This is a genomic window from Parahoeflea alexandrii, from assembly GCF_024105735.1.
Lineage (GTDB): Bacteria > Pseudomonadota > Alphaproteobacteria > Rhizobiales > Rhizobiaceae > Hoeflea > Hoeflea alexandrii.
In genome coordinates this window covers 467,432-482,566 of record NZ_JAAAML010000004.1, presented here as the reverse complement: position 1 = coordinate 482,566, position 15,135 = coordinate 467,432, and the positions used below count along the sequence as shown (strand labels likewise).

12 protein-coding genes are annotated in these 15,135 nt (G+C 63.8%); 9 read left to right on the top strand and 3 right to left on the bottom strand.

Annotated features, from left to right (window positions below; all coding sequences use genetic code 11):
- Positions 1 to 60 precede the first annotated feature (60 nt).
- From GTW23_RS21535 to GTW23_RS21525, 3 genes are all read left to right on the top strand, one after another.
- Positions 61 to 1,218: a glycosyltransferase gene (locus GTW23_RS21535; RefSeq protein WP_252917436.1), complete on the top strand. Its 1,158-nt coding sequence runs from the start codon at positions 61 to 63 to the stop codon at positions 1,216 to 1,218.
- Between the two features lie 160 nt (positions 1,219 to 1,378).
- Positions 1,379 to 2,158 carry a WecB/TagA/CpsF family glycosyltransferase gene (locus GTW23_RS21530; protein ID WP_252917435.1) on the top strand — a complete coding sequence of 260 codons (780 nt, stop codon included), beginning with the start codon at positions 1,379 to 1,381 and terminating at the stop codon, positions 2,156 to 2,158.
- A 42-nt stretch (positions 2,159 to 2,200) separates the two neighbouring features.
- Positions 2,201 to 3,076, top strand: coding sequence for a DUF6492 family protein (locus GTW23_RS21525; protein ID WP_252917434.1), 876 nt, complete (start codon positions 2,201 to 2,203; stop codon positions 3,074 to 3,076).
- 8 nt (positions 3,077 to 3,084) lie between these two features.
- Here GTW23_RS21525 and GTW23_RS21520 read toward each other — a convergent pair whose 3' ends face one another.
- A complete protein-coding gene (locus GTW23_RS21520; RefSeq protein WP_152010136.1) occupies positions 3,085 to 4,353 on the bottom strand; it encodes a lipopolysaccharide biosynthesis protein in 1,269 nt (422 codons plus the stop codon).
- Between the two features lie 268 nt (positions 4,354 to 4,621).
- Between GTW23_RS21520 and GTW23_RS21515 the strand changes: the two genes are divergently transcribed.
- The 3 genes from GTW23_RS21515 (at position 4,622) to GTW23_RS21505 (ending at position 9,486) form a co-directional block, all read left to right on the top strand.
- Positions 4,622 to 7,741, top strand: a complete 3,120-nt coding sequence (locus tag GTW23_RS21515; RefSeq protein ID WP_252917433.1) for a GNVR domain-containing protein — start codon at positions 4,622 to 4,624, stop codon at positions 7,739 to 7,741.
- Between the two features lie 155 nt (positions 7,742 to 7,896).
- A complete protein-coding gene (gene folD / locus GTW23_RS21510) occupies positions 7,897 to 8,796 on the top strand; it encodes a bifunctional methylenetetrahydrofolate dehydrogenase/methenyltetrahydrofolate cyclohydrolase FolD (protein ID WP_252917432.1) in 900 nt (299 codons plus the stop codon).
- A 108-nt stretch (positions 8,797 to 8,904) separates the two neighbouring features.
- A complete protein-coding gene (locus GTW23_RS21505) occupies positions 8,905 to 9,486 on the top strand; it encodes a hemerythrin domain-containing protein (RefSeq protein ID WP_152010133.1) in 582 nt (193 codons plus the stop codon).
- Positions 9,487 to 9,700: 214 nt separating this feature from the next.
- Here GTW23_RS21505 and GTW23_RS21500 read toward each other — a convergent pair whose 3' ends face one another.
- The gene (locus GTW23_RS21500) at positions 9,701 to 10,144 is read right to left on the bottom strand and encodes a winged helix-turn-helix transcriptional regulator (protein WP_152010132.1); all 444 of its coding nucleotides are present in this window, start codon (positions 10,142 to 10,144) and stop codon (positions 9,701 to 9,703) included.
- 192 nt (positions 10,145 to 10,336) lie between these two features.
- Here GTW23_RS21500 and GTW23_RS21495 point away from each other — a divergent pair, with 192 nt between their 5' ends.
- Both GTW23_RS21495 and GTW23_RS21490 read left to right on the top strand, forming a co-directional pair.
- Entirely contained in the window at positions 10,337 to 11,755 is a 1,419-nt protein-coding gene (locus GTW23_RS21495; protein ID WP_252917431.1) for an MATE family efflux transporter, read from the top strand.
- A complete protein-coding gene (locus GTW23_RS21490) occupies positions 11,752 to 12,210 on the top strand; it encodes a MaoC family dehydratase (RefSeq protein ID WP_152010130.1) in 459 nt (152 codons plus the stop codon). Before GTW23_RS21495 ends, GTW23_RS21490 begins: the two co-directional genes overlap by 4 nt.
- Positions 12,211 to 12,295: 85 nt before the next feature.
- Here the strand turns inward: GTW23_RS21490 and GTW23_RS21485 are convergent, their stop codons facing one another.
- Positions 12,296 to 13,369, bottom strand: coding sequence for a substrate-binding domain-containing protein (locus tag GTW23_RS21485; protein ID WP_252917430.1), 1,074 nt, complete (start codon positions 13,367 to 13,369; stop codon positions 12,296 to 12,298).
- Between the two features lie 346 nt (positions 13,370 to 13,715).
- On the opposite strand from GTW23_RS21485, the gene GTW23_RS21480 reads away from it, so the two are divergent.
- Positions 13,716 to 15,065 (top strand): ABC transporter substrate-binding protein, encoded by a 1,350-nt coding sequence (locus GTW23_RS21480; RefSeq protein WP_152010128.1) that lies wholly within the window; start codon positions 13,716 to 13,718, stop codon positions 15,063 to 15,065.
- The last annotated feature ends 70 nt before the right edge of the window (positions 15,066 to 15,135 follow it).

The following is a 15,135-nucleotide window of genomic DNA, read 5'->3' as shown; positions in this document are numbered from 1 at the left end:
TTTAACCGGCCTTTCAAATCGCTGCGTTATAGTCATGGGCACTATCGGATCGGAAACCGCATGCACCTTGTCTTCATTTCCTCGCTGGTTCCGGTTGCGGCTCCCGCATCCGGCTACGACATTGCCAACCGGGTGATCGCCGATGCACTTCGCCTGCTCGGCCACAAGGTGTCCGTGCTTGGCTTCCTGCAGCCCGGGCATCGGCCCGCGCATCCGGACGAGACGCGGTTGCTCGGCACTCTCGAAGTCACCAATGCCCGTGTCGGAAAGCTGCAAAAGGCGCTCTGGCTCAAGGATGCCTTTGTCCATGGCGAACCTGTGTCGGTGGCCAAGATGCATGCCGTCACATCGTCCGGGATCCGGTCTGCGTTAGCCGAACTCGAACCCGTAGATGGTCTGATCCTCAATTCTGTTCAACTGCCCGGCGCATTCCGCGAGATCTTCGAGGCCTACCGATCGGTGTTCGTGGCCCACAATGTCGAGGCACGCAGCGCCGCCGACAATGCCGCCAATGCAGAAGGATGGGTGACCCGCTTCCTCTTCCGGCGCGATTCGCGCCTCCTCGCCGAACTGGAAACCAGCCTTTGCACCATTGCGGATCATGTCTTCACGCTTGCCGAGGCCGACCGTGCGGCCCTTGGGGTCGCCGGGGACGACCGCTCCACCGTCCTGCCGCTGGTGACCTCGGTCCTGCCGCCCGAGCCTCAGGCCGCGCGTGCGCTGGTCTATGATGCGGGCATGATTGGCTCCTGGACCTGGGCTGCCAACCGCGCCGGCCTCGACTGGTTCCTTGAACAGATCGTGCCGCGGTTGCCGGCTGATTTCCGGATTGCGATTGCCGGCGATACCGGAGGGGAACCGCCGGCAGCCCCCGACACGGTATCTTTCCTCGGCCGGGTACCTGACGCCCGCGACTTCGTGCGTTCCTGCCGGGTGGTGCCGCTGATTTCGCAGACCGGGACCGGTGTTCAGCTCAAGACCATCGAGACCTTTGAAATGGGACTGCCGTCTGTGGCGACACGCAGCGCCCTGCGCGGGATCTCTGTCCAGCCGGACAATTGCGTTCTCGCCGATGATGCTGATGACTTCGCCCGTGCGCTCGTCGATATGGTTGGCCGTTCGCGTGACGGGCAAGAGCTCGACCGCGATGGCCGCGCCTTTCACGCACTTCAGCTCGAAGGCCTGATGGATGCCCTCAAACAGGGGCTGCGGTGGTGACAAGAACAGCGTTAACAAGGCGTTAATTTCGGCCTTAACCCCATTTTGCAATTGCGACTGCCAACAAGTTAAGAAAGTGCTAACACGTTGGCTGAGGGGTCTGATCAACGGACCCAGGCCCCGACCGAGTGTGTGGCCAGACCGAGTGTGCGGAGTGACAATGCCAGCATTGGAAGAGGTTCAGCATCGCGACATAATGGGCATCCGGGTTGCTGCGCTTGGATGGGCGCAGGCGCTTGACGAGCTGAAGCGCGCGATCTACGGCAATGGCCCGCAGCGCATCTTCAATTTCCTCAACGCCAACAACGCCAATCTCGCCATGCGCAATACCCGTTACCGGCAGGGTCTGACAAAGTCCGAGGTGCTGCCCGATGGCGTTGGCGTCGACATCGCCTCCCGCGCGCTTCACGGGTCTGCGTTCCCGGCCAATCTCAACGGTACCGATTTCATTCCGGCGTTGCTGGTGCATTCGGAGAAGCCGCTCAAGGTGGCCCTGATCGGCGCCCGTTCGGACATTCTCGAGCGCGCCGTGGTCAGTTTTTCCGCGGCCACTCCATGGCACGAGTTCATCGCGGTCGCCGACGGATATTTTGACAAGACTGACAGCCCGAAGGTGCTTGCAGATCTCTCGGCTATCAATCCCGACATCACCCTGGTGGCGATGGGAAGTCCCTCCCAGGAAATCTGGATCGACAGCAATATCGGTCAGGGTCACGGCCGCGTCGTCTTCGGTGTCGGCGCGCTGTTCGATTTTGTTTCCGGCGCGGTCCCGCGTGCGCCCGAGACGATCCGCAATCTCAGGCTCGAGTGGGTCTGGCGGCTGTTTCTCGAACCCTCGCGTCTGTGGCGCCGCTACATTCTCGGCAATCCGGTTTTCCTCTTCCACCTCTTGCGCTACAAGCTGTCCGGTGCGGGCCGGCAGGCCGGGCTTTCAGCCTGACGCCGCCTGTTAAAAGGGCTTGAGCAACCGACCGGAACTGTGATGAAGACAGCCGTAATGACCGCGTCCTGGTCTGCCGACCTGGAACGCTGCACCCTGATGTGTGAAAGCCTCGACCGGTTTCTTTCGGGCGATTGGCATCATTACCTGCTGGTCGAACCCCGCGACGAGGCCGCGTTCAAGCCGCTCGAGGGGCCGCGCCGCACGGTTGTCAGCGAAGCCGACCTGTTCCCTGGCTGGCTCCGGTCCTTCCCCGATCCTGCAAGTCTTGGCCGCCGCCGCGTCTGGCTGAGCCCTTTCTCCATGCCCTTGCGCGGCTGGCATGCGCAACAGATCCGCCGCCTGGCCCTGGCTCGCCATGTCGAAGCCGACATGCTGCTCTCGGTCGATTCCGATGTCGTCATGGTCCGTCCCTATGATCCCGAAGAAATGTGGGCTGACGGCCGAATGCGGCTGTTCCGCGTCGATGCCGGGGTCAGCGAGACAATGACCGAACATCATGACTGGCTTGCCCACGCGGGCACTCTGCTCGGATTGCCTGAAACGATTGCTCCGGCGCCCGACTACATCAACACCTTCATTGGCTGGCGTGTCGATACCGCCCGGGCACTGCTCGATCACATCGAAAGGACCACCGGCCGAAACTGGGTTCGTGCGCTCATTTCCTCGCGCGCCATTTCCGAATGCACGATCTATGGCCGTTTCGCCGATGAGGTGCGTGGCGGGGAGGGACACATCCCCTCCGACAGGCCGCTGTGCCACATGCTCTGGTTCCGCGAGACCTACCCGGAAACCCTTGAAGGGCTTGAGATGTTCATGCGCGAATTGGGGGACGATCAGGTCGCTGTCGGCGTGCAGTCCTTCGTCCACCACCCGATGGCGGAAATCCGCAAACTGGCGTTTTCGGTCACGCCGTGATCACGGCCTCAGATCGGTCGCTTGCTGATCGAGCGCAATGCCCTGTAGGTCATCAGCGCCGATTGCAGGTAAAGCACAAGGAACGCCAGGTTGAGGAGTTCGACCCAGATCACAACATCGGTGGTCAGTCCCAGCACATAGGCAAGCAGCAGGGCCTTCATCGCTCCGAGCGAGGCCAGGATCAGCATGCGCACCACCGTCCGGCCGGTCGCATACAGCAGTTCCGAGTGGTACTCGATCAGGTTGCGGAACGCAGGCACCAGGACGACCAGGATCAGCAGCGGCGCCGCCACGGCGACATTGGTCCCCAGCGCATTGGGAAACAGCCACAGGAAACCGGCCATGCCGAGCAGGCCCGCGGTCGAGACCGCGGCCACCACGCCCTCCAGCAACAGCCGGTTCCTCAGGCTGTTGAGCATGGCTGAGGTCCGCATCAGCTTCTGCGTCAGCACCGTCAGGAAGGCGCGGACGGGCAGCGCGGTCAGGTCGACCAGCCGCATGATGATGGCGTAGATCCCGGCGGTTTCGGGTCCGCCAAGTGAAAGCACCAGCACCTTGTCGAGTTCCGACTGGATGTAAAACAGCATTTCCGCACCGGCCACAGATACGGCATCGACCCAGCGCCTGGTGTAAAGCGCCGGTTTCCAGCGCAGCCGCACCCGTGGATAGAAGAACAGGATCGCGATAAGCGCTGCCAAACCGTTGGCGGCGAGGTAATACCAGCCCCAGGTCGCAAGCGATCCATCTGCAAGCCATGCGAAAAGCACCGCCGCAATGGTCTTGAGCGCGGTGGCCACCACCACCAGCACCGACCCCGAGCCGAAGCGGTTGGTGCCGTAACTGACAATGACCGCGATCTCCATGATCCGCCAGCACAGCACTTCCGCCACGATGATCTTTGCAAAGGTCGCAAGCGCCATCTGGTCGGTGAAGATAAGTGCATGGGTCAGCCAGGCCGCCAGGGCGATGACCGGTGCCGACAACACCACGCCGCCCAGGAAGCCGGCCGTGTAGACCCCGAGCAGGCGGGTCTTGACGGTGGCGATCCGGTAGAGCGGTGAGACGAAACCGAAGGCCAGCAGCCTTGAAAGCATGATGCCACAAGCCGACGCGGTGGCGAACAGGCCGAATTCGCTGATCGACAACGTGTTTGCGATCGCGATGAAATAGACCAGTGAAATCACCAGACGACCGGCCGAACCGCCCACCATGGATAGGTAGGCGCGGATCAGTTCGCCATTGGCGCTGGCAAGATGTTTCAGGCGAACAATCATCATGTACCGTTTCGGGATGACGATTGCAGCTGCCGCCCCCGTCGTTTCATCCGTCAAATCATATGGGGAATATGTTAATTCGGGGTTTGGACCGGTGGAAATTGTCCGGTTTTGCAGGTGCCGGTCCAGGACCTCGCGATATATGCAATTTGTGGAACAACTGACGATTTTCCAATCGTTTCGGTGGAAATTAACCTTTTGTTACCCATGAATTTATAGCTTGTCTTAACGAAGTCGACAAACTTGCCATTTGGGGCGGCCATAGCCGGACATGAGCGATTCACCCGAAGACAGAAGACATCGCGGCCGCCGAGGATCGCTGCTCGATCACGCTCGGGACGCGCAGTCGTCCGAGCCGGCTTCTGCGCGCCAGGGTGCCAATGAGACCGCGCGTCCCGGGCAGCCTTCCGCCGCCGCGTCCCCGTCCCTGCTGACCGCGCCCAACCGCTCGGCCCGGGTGTCCACGTCCCGCTATGCGGATCATCGCTCCGAGGCACCGGCCCGGCCCGCGCAATCCCTGCTGTCCTCGGCCCCGGCCAGCAGCGCCGCACCGCCGGAACCCGTTGCGTCTGCCCCCGCCGCTTCTGTCGAAGCTCGGCAACCAGCCTCCCTCCGGAAGACCAATGCGGACCGGGAGAGATTCGGCGACCGGATCTCGAGGCTGATCGGCACCATCGCGCCCGAATCCAAACCTGCTGAACCCCGCCTGGCCGATGCCGGCGAGACAGCCGAACCGCCGGAGCCGGCCCGCCCGGAAGAACACCGGCGGCAGGAGGCCCGCTCACAGCGCCGCCCGCAGCCCGAAAACTGGCCCGAATACGAGGCCGATGCCTCGGCGCAACCCGCCTATCGCCCGCGACAGGGCCATTCCAATGGCGATGATCATTATCACTGGCACGCGGCTTCGGCTGGCGGACAGTTCGAGGACGGCAACCGGCCGCTGCTCGACGCATCGATTCTGATATCCGCAGTCTGGCGTTTCCGCCGGCTGATTGTGGCGGCAACTGTGGCCGGAGCCATGGTTGGCGTGCTGATGGCGCTGTCGACACCGCACAGATATTACGCCGAAAGCCGGTTGTTCGTTGATCCGCGCGAGATCCGGGTCACCGAAGACGATATCCGCAACCAGCAGCTCTCAACCGAAGCCATGCTGGCGATCACCGACAGCCAGCTGCAGATCCTCTCGTCGACCAGCGTTCTGGAGAAGGTGATCGAGGATCTTGGGCTCGACCGGGATCCGGAGTTCAACGGATCCATGGCGCCCGGCGGCATAAGCGGCGGCATTTCGCTGATAAGGGAACTGTTCACAGGCAAGAATCCCGCGACCGAAGGCGAGCAGAAGGCGCTCAACAATCTCCGCGACGCACTGTCGGTCGGCCGTGATGCCAGGACCTTTGTCATCATCGTTGGTGTTGACACGCGTGATCCGGAAAAATCGGCGCTGATTGCCAACCAGATTGTCGAGACCTACCTCGATTCCGAAGGCCAGGCGCAATCCAATCTGCTCGAGCGGACATCCGAATCCATCGACACCCGGATCAATTCCCTGCGTGCCGACCTCGATGCCGCCGAGCGCGAGGTCGAGCGCTTCAAGGCCGAGAACGGCCTTGTCGGCGTTGGCGGCCAGTACATTGACGACAAGGAAATCCTGGCGCTTAGCGATCAGCTCGCCAATGCCCGGGCCATGAAGGTCGGCATTCGGGTCAAGGCCGACAACCTCGCCCGGGTGAAGATCGATGACGTCCTCTCCGGCGCCTTTCCCGAAGAGCTTCTGTCGTCCAATCTGAGCGAATTGCGCAAGCAGTATGCCCAGACCAAATCAAACGCGGAATCGCTGGCCACCCGGCTCGGACCGCGTCATCCGCAATACATCTCCGCAATGCAGTCACTCGAGACCATCACCAACGAGATCAGCGCCGAACTGCGCCGCATCGTCGCCAGCTCGCAGACCGAGCTGCAGCGCGCGGTCGAGACCGAGCAGGAACTGGCAAGCCAGATGGCGGTGGCAAAGAGCCGCGCCATCGATCAGTCGGTCGAGCTCGTCACCCTGCGCGAGCTCGAGCGCAAGGCCAACGCAACCCGCGGCATCTACGAGGCCTTCCTCACCCGCTCGCGCGAGACCAGCGAGCGCTCCAACCTGTCGACCCGCAATGTCCGGGTCATTTCACCCGCCGAGGCACCGCTGCAGCCGATGGGCCCGTCGCGCAAGTTCATCGCCATTGGCGGCATGATGGCAGGCTTTCTGGCCGGCTTCGGCCTGGCGCTGCTTGCCGGCGCGGTCGAGAGCGTCCGCGCCTACAACAGCGCGCTGCATCAGGCCCGCTATCCCGGCCCCCCCGCCGGCGGGCATCCACAGCCGCCTGCGCCCGGACCACGGACGCCGCCAACAGGCCCAGGCCAGCGGTTCCGGCCACGCGCTGAAAGCGACATGGCCGGCCGTGACACCGGCCCGGCCCGAACCCCGGAACCATCCTTTTCCGGTGCACGCGCCCACCACGACGCCGAAACGCCGGTGGCCCGACAGGCCACGATGGAGGAGGCAGGGCCTGGATTCCGTGACGTGTTTCGCATCGGTCTGCTGCGCCCCAGGCCGATCCGGGGCAAGGCCCCCGTTTCCGCCAGCAGCGGCGGATATCACGAGCACGGTGAAATCGCCGTGCCGCAGCATGGGAACGGACGCAACGCCCAGGCGTTCTTCGCAAGCCATGGCCAGCCGCACGACCTGGCAAGGCCTGAAGCCTTTCAGGCTGGCGGCCACGGGGACGAACAGGGGCAGCATCACAATGCACAGGGCACTCACCCGGTCCGGGCACCCCGGCCGGCACAGCCCCAGCCCTACATGCAGCCTCAGATGCCTGCACCCTATCCGGCCCAACACTACTCTCCACCCCCGCATCAGGCCCATGCGCAGTACTCAGGCGCGCCGCAACATCAGCCGCAGATCCCGCTGCCTGCGACGCCGACGCACGCCCACCACCCTGCACCCTACCACCACCCGGCTCAGCCCTATCCGCCTGCCTATGCGGCCCCGCAGCCCGGTTACGCTGCCGCCCTGGCGGGCCATCCCTATCAGGCGCAACCGCTGCAGGGCATGCCGGCCCAGCCGCCTCAATTTTATCCGCAGCAGCAGCCTGCGGCCATGCCCTGGCCGTCACCGCAATTTCATCAGCCTCAGCCTCAGCCGCACTTCGTGCCAGTGCACGCCCCCGCCTGGGAGCAGCCCGCTGCCCCGGTTGCCAGCGCGCCGCACCAGCCGACCGAACCCGCCGCGCCTGCCCGCAACCCCGAACGGCCGGCACCCGACAATGCCTCGGTCGACCGGATTCGCCGCGAGATGGACGAACTCCGCTCCCGGATCGATGGTTACGGCTCGGACCGCCGCCGCGCCTGACGGGGTCACAGCGCTTGAATTTTGACACCGGAGGACGCAAAGAGGCTATCGGCCGCCGCCCTCGGTTTCGTAGGGTCCGCTCAGCGATGCGGGCCCCGTTGCGGGCCTGGCGCGGCATCTGAGACCGCAAGGCATGAGATCGAAAGGGACGGGATATGGCGAAGGTGATTGACGGCAAGGCGGTCGCCGCAGAGGTGATCGAACAGGTAACCGCCGCAAGCAACGCTCTCGAGGCTCAGACCGGAGCCCGCCCCGGCCTCGCCGTGGTCATCGTTGGCGATGACCCGGCTTCCCATGTCTATGTCTCATCGAAAAGCCGCATGGCCAAGCAGTGTGGCTTCAAGTCGGTGCAGCACACTCTGCCGCTCGAAACCACGCAAGCCGAACTTGAGGCGCTGGTTGCCCAGCTCAACGAAGATCCCCAAATTCACGGCATCCTGGTGCAGCTGCCCTTGCCGGATCATCTCGCTGCCGACCCGGTGATCCAGTCGATCCGGCCCGAAAAGGATGTCGACGGCCTGCACATCGTCAATGCCGGCAAGCTGATGACCGGCGATCTTGAGGGCGGGCTGATTTCCTGCACGCCCGCTGGCGCCATGCTGTTCGTGCGCCAGACCCACGGAGAGGATCTTTCCGGTCTCAACGCGGTCGTCATCGGCCGCTCCAACCTGTTCGGCAAGCCGATGTCGGCGCTGCTGCTCGCCGCCAACGCCACCGTGACGACGGCGCACTCGCGCACGAAGGATCTCCCGGGCGTCTGCCGCAACGCCGATATCCTGGTCGCCGCCGTCGGACGTCCCCGCATGGTAAAGCCCGACTGGGTCAAGCCCGGCGCCACCGTCATCGATGTCGGCATCAACCGCATCGACGCGCCCGAGCGGGGCGAAGGCAAGACCCGCCTGGTCGGCGACGTCGCCTTCGACGAATGTGCAGAGGTCGCCGCAGTGATCACCCCGGTCCCCGGCGGCGTCGGCCCGATGACCATCGCCATGCTGATGGCCAACACCGTGACAGCGGCCATGCGCGCCCACGGGATAAAGCCGCCCGCGTTTTGAGGCGGTGGCTCGGGAGCGGAATGGGCGGCAACGGCGGTGGATGATTGGCGCCTTCGCCCCCGAGCGGAGGTCGTTGACTTAGCCCATAACAAGCCAATATGAGGCCTCATGACCGATCTTTCGACCAAACCGCTGGATGAACTCAGCGTCGATGAGGCTGCGCGACCCAAGGCCCCGCCGGTGCCAGAGGCAACAGACCTACACCGTCGCCAAGGCCGGCAACTCGCTGCAATCCACAGTCATTATCTCAGAGAAATGGCTCAAATCGGCGCGGTCCTCGTCAGGATCGAAGCGCGGGACGCTCCGCCGGAACACCTGAAGCAGCTTGTGCTTTCACTCGATATGGCTGAGAATTTTCGGGCGTTCGGATCGCTCTGCGGCCGTGAATGCCAAGTGCTCAAGTTTCACCACGATATCGAAAGCGCCGACATGTTCCCCCGGATTGAGGCAGCGGGTGGCGGCAGGTTTCGCGAGGTTGTGGCGAAGCTAAAGGCGGAGCACGAGGTCGTCCATGAATTGATCATCCGCCTCAGTCGCGCGGCAGATGCATTGGCGGAGTCCCCCTCGGAGGCAAACTTCGTTCAGGCCGGCAACACATTCCGAAAGCTCGAAGAGGTCGTACGCTCTCATTTCGGCTATGAGGAAACCGAGTTGGCGGAGGCCATCGGCTATTACCTCGGATCGATCTGACGCCGCACGTCCGCGTACCGGTGTTCGGTCGGCCGGGGCAGGGCTGGTCGAGGCGCGCGCAATCGACTCTACCGGCCGGATTTCCTGCACCGGCTCCGGCCACCATGGCTAGGTTGGCCGCTGCTACTGCACAATTTTTGCGACGAACGCATTGTGAAACCAGGGCCTTGGCGGAGCGCGCCGCAAGGGGCGTCTCGGTCCCGCTCTTTATCGCCTAATCCGATCCCAGGGCAGTCACGGTCCGGTAAGTAATCTCCTTGCCCGTGTTCATGTCTATGAGGACGGGCAAGATGGGCTCGCCGGTTTCGCGCGAGACCAGGGTGACGGAGGGTGCTCCCGTTGGCGGAACATGCGCGTTCGCCCACTCGATCACCGAAACCAGGACCGGGTAGAGCGCCTTGCCGCGCTCGGTGAGCCGGTATTCGTGGCGAGGCGGTCGTTCCTGGTAGCGCTCGCGGCGCAACACGCCGTTAGCCTCAAGCTTGCGCAGCCGGTCCGCCAGTACGTGGCGGGTGATGCCGAGCCGCTCCTGCATTTGTTCGAACCTGCGAACACCCAGGAAACAGTCGCGCAGCACCAGCATGGTCCAGCGGTCGCCAATCACCGAGAGGCCGCGGGCGACGGGGCAGGCTTCGGTTTGAAGGTCGTTCCATTTCATGGGCGCACCATAGCAGCAATTGACAGGTTCTGAAAAGGAACTTACTACTGTGCGTTCCAAAAAGGAATGGACTTGTTGAAAGCCATCTTGACCGGTGGCGAAACAGGTCAGGCATTGAGGTGGGCCCATGAATGCTTCGGTAGTCACAGGAATGCTGGGCCGACGCCTCAACTCCCGTCGGGAAACAAGCTGATGGCTCTTGCGAGCCCCGCTCCCGCCGCGCCCGCTGCTGCCGATGCCGCGGCACATGCGCGGGCTTCCCGCACCCGGCTTCTGATAGAGGCCCCCATCGCCCCAACCCTGGCGAAGCTGGCGGCACCCAACGTGCTCGCGATGTTCGTCCAGGCCGCGCAAGGCATCGCGGAGGCCTATTTCGCCAGCCTGCTTGGCGTCACGGCCCTCGCAGGTCTGGCATTGGTGTTTCCACTGGTGATGCTGACGCAGATGCTTTCGGCCGGTGCGATCGGCGGGGCAATCTCGGCCTCCGTCGCCCGGGCGCTCGGGGCCTCCGACGTTGCGCGAGCCGCAACCTTGACCGTGGCCGCCTGGATTATTGCGGCAGCTCTCGCCCTTGTGATGGCGGTACTGGTTGGGCTGTTGGGGGCGCTCTTTTTCGAGTGGCTCGGCGGCGGCGAGGAGACGGTCGCGGCCGCGACGAACTACGCGCTGGTGTTCTTTCCCGGATGCGTGGCAATCTGGCTCTGCAACGCCTCGCTCAGCGTGATCCGCGGCACTGGCGAAATGCAGATGCCCGCTCTCGTACTGCTCCTTGTCTCTGTGGCGTCGATCCTTCTGTCGGGCGGATTTGCCCTTGGGTGGGGGCCGTTGCCTGCGCTCGGCATGGCCGGTCTCGCGCTTGGGCCTGTCTTGGCCTTCGCCTTCGGGGGCGTTGCCGCGATAGGCTACATCGTTTTCGGCCGGGCCGGCCTCGCCTTTCGGGGTGCGATGCAACGCCTCAGTGCCGGGATGTTCCGCGATATCCTGACTGTGGGGGCGCTCGCATCGATCAACACCGTGCTTACGACCGTTACGATCATCATGATGACGGGTCTTGTCGCGGGCTTCGGTGAAGCGGCACTGGCCGGCTACGGGCTGGGCGCGCGGCTGGAGTTCCTGATGATCCCGGTGATCTTCGGCATAGGTGCCGCGATGACGGCGATGGTCGGCGCGAATATCGGCGCAGGCCGGATCGACCGCGCGCTGCGCGTGGCCTGGACCGGCTCCTGCGCGGCCGCCGCTGTCGTCGGCGGTGTCGGCATGCTGCTGGCAGTCTTTCCGGACCTCTGGCTGGGCCTGTTCCTGGAACCCTCGAACACCGCCGCGCTCGACGCGGGGCGCAGCTACTTCCGTAATGTTGCGCCCTTCTATGCCTTTTTCGGGCTGGGCCTCGCACTTTACTTCGCCTCGCAGGGGGCAGGGCGGATGCTGTGGCCGGTGATCAGCAGCCTCGGGCGCATGGCCGTTGCCCTCGTCGGCGCGCTGATCCTCACGACATACACGGACCTGGGGCTAAATGGCATCTTCGCGGCGATCGGGGCAGCCATGCTGGTTTACGGTTTTATCATAGCCCTTGCGGTTCGATTCGGCGGTTGGAGCAAGGCACGGCCATGACCGCTTTGTATCTTGAAGACTTCGCAGCGGGGCAGACCTTCGGCTCGGGCAGCCTGATGGTCAGCGATCGCGAGATCATGCGGTTTGGAGCGGAATTCGACCCGCAACCCTTCCACCTTGATCCGGAGGCTGCCAGGGACACATTCTTCGGCGGCCTCGCGGCTAGCGGCTGGCACACTGCGGCGCTGACGATGCGGCTGCTTGTTGATGGCGAGATGACCCCTGCCAACGGTATTGTCGGAGCGGGATTCGAGTCGTTGAACTGGCCCCGTCCGGTCCGTCCCGGCGACACGCTCCGCGTCGTCTCCGAGATTCTGGAAGTGCGGCCCTCCAGATCCCGCCCGACGCAGGGCATGATCAAGGTGCGAAGCAGGACTTTCAATCAGGACGGCGAAGTGGTCCAGGAATCAGTTGGCAATCTGGTTGTCATGGCCCGCCAGTCAGGCTCTGCCTGACGTCAGGAGCTCTTCCCGGGCGAGCCGAAAGCCTGCGTCCCCGGCATCCTGGCGGCAGCCACCTGGCGGATAGACCGGTCCAGGCCTATTCCGCAGGCTCGGCGGCACGCCCGTGCGCCCGTTTCCCCTCCGCCGGCGCAGGCCCGGTCGAGGCGCGGACGATCAGTTCCACCGGCCAGATCTCCTGCACCGGCTCGCTCTCCACGCCCGTGATGATGTCGACAAGGCGTTCGCAGATCCGTGCGCCCGCCGCCCGGATCGAGGAACGGGTGGTGGTCAGCGGCACAGAGAAGCTCTCGGGCTTCAGGAACGGAAACACGTCGTCATGGGTGATCACCGACACGTCGTCGGGCATCTTCAGTCCGAGATGGTTAAGCGCGCGGACGATCCCCAGCGTGGTGAACATCGAGGCGCTCAGCACGCCGGTCGGGCGGGTGGCCGGGTCGCTGTCGCGAAACATCATCATCGCCAGCCGGTAGCCGTTCTCTTCGTTCATCGCCGCCGAATGATGCCGCAGGCTTTCAGCCGCCAGGCCGTATTCGCTCATTGCCCGGGTCACGCCGTTGAGCCGGTGCACCGCGAAGGCATAATCGGTGTCGCCGTTGAGATAGGCGAGCCGCTTGTGTCCCAGTTGCAGGAGCAGCCGCGTCGCGGCATGAAACGCGCCCTCGTTGTCGATATCGACACAGGCATAGCCATCGGCTGGCGCGAGCGCCCGGCCATGCGCCAGGAACGGCAGCCCAAGCCCCCGCACCAGCGCGATGCGCTGCTCGTCATTGCGCATCGACGACAGGTAGACTCCGTCGACCGACCGGCTCGCGGCGATCCGGCGATAGGCCTCGCTTTCCTTTTCATAGGGCGCGGGCGTCAGCGACAGGTCGACCTCGCGGCTGAGCGCATGCTCGCCCATGCCGGACAGGAATTCCACGAAATGCGGATCGAGATCGACATTGCGGCCCACCGGCAGCACATAGCCGATCGATCCCGCCCGGCCGGTCGCCAGCTTGCGGGCGTTGGAGTTGGGCTTGTACCCATGCTTGCGCGCCGCCTCGACCACCTTGAACCGGGTGCGTTCGCTGACTTCCGGATATCCGTTGAGCGCGCGCGAGATCGTCGTCTGCGACAGGTCCAATAGCTCTGACAGCTGCTTAAGGTTCAAGGCGCTGTTGTCCTGTGGTCTCAAAGCGGTTTGGAAAACCCTGAAAATGGGTGGTATCGGGCGGTCCAAGTCCACCATCTAAGCCCAGCAGGGCGCGCAAAAAAAGCAAAAAAGCCGATCATGCGCTGCAAAATGATTTTGCGTTGCAGCACAAGGTGAGGCGGTGCACCGCAGTCTGCCGGAGAGGGCGTAATTGAAGCCGTGGGACAACTTTAGCCCTTGACTCAGGCAGGCACACGTAATCCTCTAAAAGCATGCCAAAGCGCTTTGGGATTGCAGGGCGCCGGCTCGGAGAAACTGCTAAGCTTCACTGAGAAGGCCAATCATCGGCCGGGAGGAAAATTTGATGAAAAAACTGTTCTTGATGAGCGCGGCGGCGGCAGCCCTGACATTGGGCTCGGCCCATGCCGCGGATCTGAAGTTCACCCCGGGAGAGGGGGATTTCAACTGGGAAAGCTACGAGGCGCTCAAGGCCACCCAGCTCGACGGCGAGGAGGTCACGGTGTTCGGTCCCTGGCTCGGGCCGGACCAGGAGAACGTCGAGGCGGTGCTCGCCTATTTCGCCGAGGCCACCGGCGCCGACGTCAAATATGTCGGCTCCGACAGCTTCGAGCAGCAGATCGTCATTGATGCCGAGGCCGGCTCGGCCCCCAACATCGCGGTTTTCCCGCAGCCAGGACTCGCCTCGGACATGGCCAGCCGCGGCTTCCTCTCGCCGTTGCCCGAAGGCACCGCCGAATGGGTCAGGGACAACTACGCCGCCGGCCAGTCCTGGGTTGATCTTGGCACCTATGCCGGCAAGGACGGCAGCGAAAACCTCTATGGCTTCTTCTACAAGGTCGATGTGAAGTCGCTGGTCTGGTACATCCCGGAGAACTTCGAGGATGCCGGCTACGAGATCCCTCAGACCATGGAAGAGCTCAAGGCCCTGACCGAGCAGATCGTTGCCGATGGCGGCACGCCCTGGTGCATCGGCCTGGGATCGGGCGGCGCCACCGGCTGGCCCGCAACCGACTGGGTCGAGGACATGATGCTGCGCACGCAGCCGCCGTCGGTCTATGACCAGTGGGTCGCAAACGAGATCGAGTTCACCGATCCCGCCGTCATCGGCGCCATCGAGGAATTCGGCTGGTTTGCCCGCAACGACCAGTTCGTCGCCGGCGGCTCCGGCGCTGTCGCCACCACCGATTTCCGCGACAGCCCAAAGGGTCTCTTCTCCTCGCCGCCGCAGTGCTACATGCACCACCAGGCCTCCTTCATCCCGGCCTTCTTCCCTGAAGGCACCGAGGTCGGTGTCGACGCGGATTTCTTCTACATGCCCGCCTATGCCGACAAGGATCTCGGCAAGCCGGTTCTCGGTGCCGGCACGCTCTGGGCGATCACCAAGGACAGCCCCGGTGCGCAGGCGCTGATCAAGTTCCTGGAATCGCCGATCGCCCATGAGGTCTGGATGGCCCAGAAGGGCTTCCTGACCCCCTACAAGGCGGTCAACACCGATGTCTTCGCCGATCCGACGCTCAAGAAGATGAACGACATTCTTCTTGGCGCCACCACCTTCCGTTTCGATGCCTCCGACCTGATGCCCGGCGGTGTCGGCGCCGGCTCCTTCTGGACCGGCATGGTCGACTACGCCGGTGGCAAGCCGGCCGAGGAAGTGGCCTCGGAAATCCAGAAGTCCTGGGATTCGCTGAAGTAATCCGGCGTCCTTTGCAAACAGGGCAATCCCGGCAGGCCGCCGGGATTGCCATCCGCACTGCCTTTTGGGG

Excerpts from the sequence above, each read along its gene's own strand:
- GTW23_RS21535 (WP_252917436.1), top strand. The coding sequence starts at position 61 with ATGCACCTTGTCTTCATTTCCTCGCTGGTTCCGGTTGCGGCTCCCGCA.
- GTW23_RS21530 (WP_252917435.1), top strand. The coding sequence starts at position 1,379 with ATGCCAGCATTGGAAGAGGTTCAGCATCGCGACATAATGGGCATCCGG.
- GTW23_RS21525 (WP_252917434.1), top strand. The coding sequence starts at position 2,201 with ATGAAGACAGCCGTAATGACCGCGTCCTGGTCTGCCGACCTGGAACGC.
- GTW23_RS21520 (WP_152010136.1), bottom strand. The coding sequence starts at position 4,353 with ATGATGATTGTTCGCCTGAAACATCTTGCCAGCGCCAATGGCGAACTG.
- GTW23_RS21515 (WP_252917433.1), top strand. The coding sequence starts at position 4,622 with ATGAGCGATTCACCCGAAGACAGAAGACATCGCGGCCGCCGAGGATCG.
- folD (WP_252917432.1), top strand. The coding sequence starts at position 7,897 with ATGGCGAAGGTGATTGACGGCAAGGCGGTCGCCGCAGAGGTGATCGAA.
- GTW23_RS21505 (WP_152010133.1), top strand. The coding sequence starts at position 8,905 with ATGACCGATCTTTCGACCAAACCGCTGGATGAACTCAGCGTCGATGAG.
- GTW23_RS21500 (WP_152010132.1), bottom strand. The coding sequence starts at position 10,144 with ATGAAATGGAACGACCTTCAAACCGAAGCCTGCCCCGTCGCCCGCGGC.
- GTW23_RS21495 (WP_252917431.1), top strand. The coding sequence starts at position 10,337 with ATGGCTCTTGCGAGCCCCGCTCCCGCCGCGCCCGCTGCTGCCGATGCC.
- GTW23_RS21490 (WP_152010130.1), top strand. The coding sequence starts at position 11,752 with ATGACCGCTTTGTATCTTGAAGACTTCGCAGCGGGGCAGACCTTCGGC.
- GTW23_RS21480 (WP_152010128.1), top strand. The coding sequence starts at position 13,716 with ATGAAAAAACTGTTCTTGATGAGCGCGGCGGCGGCAGCCCTGACATTG.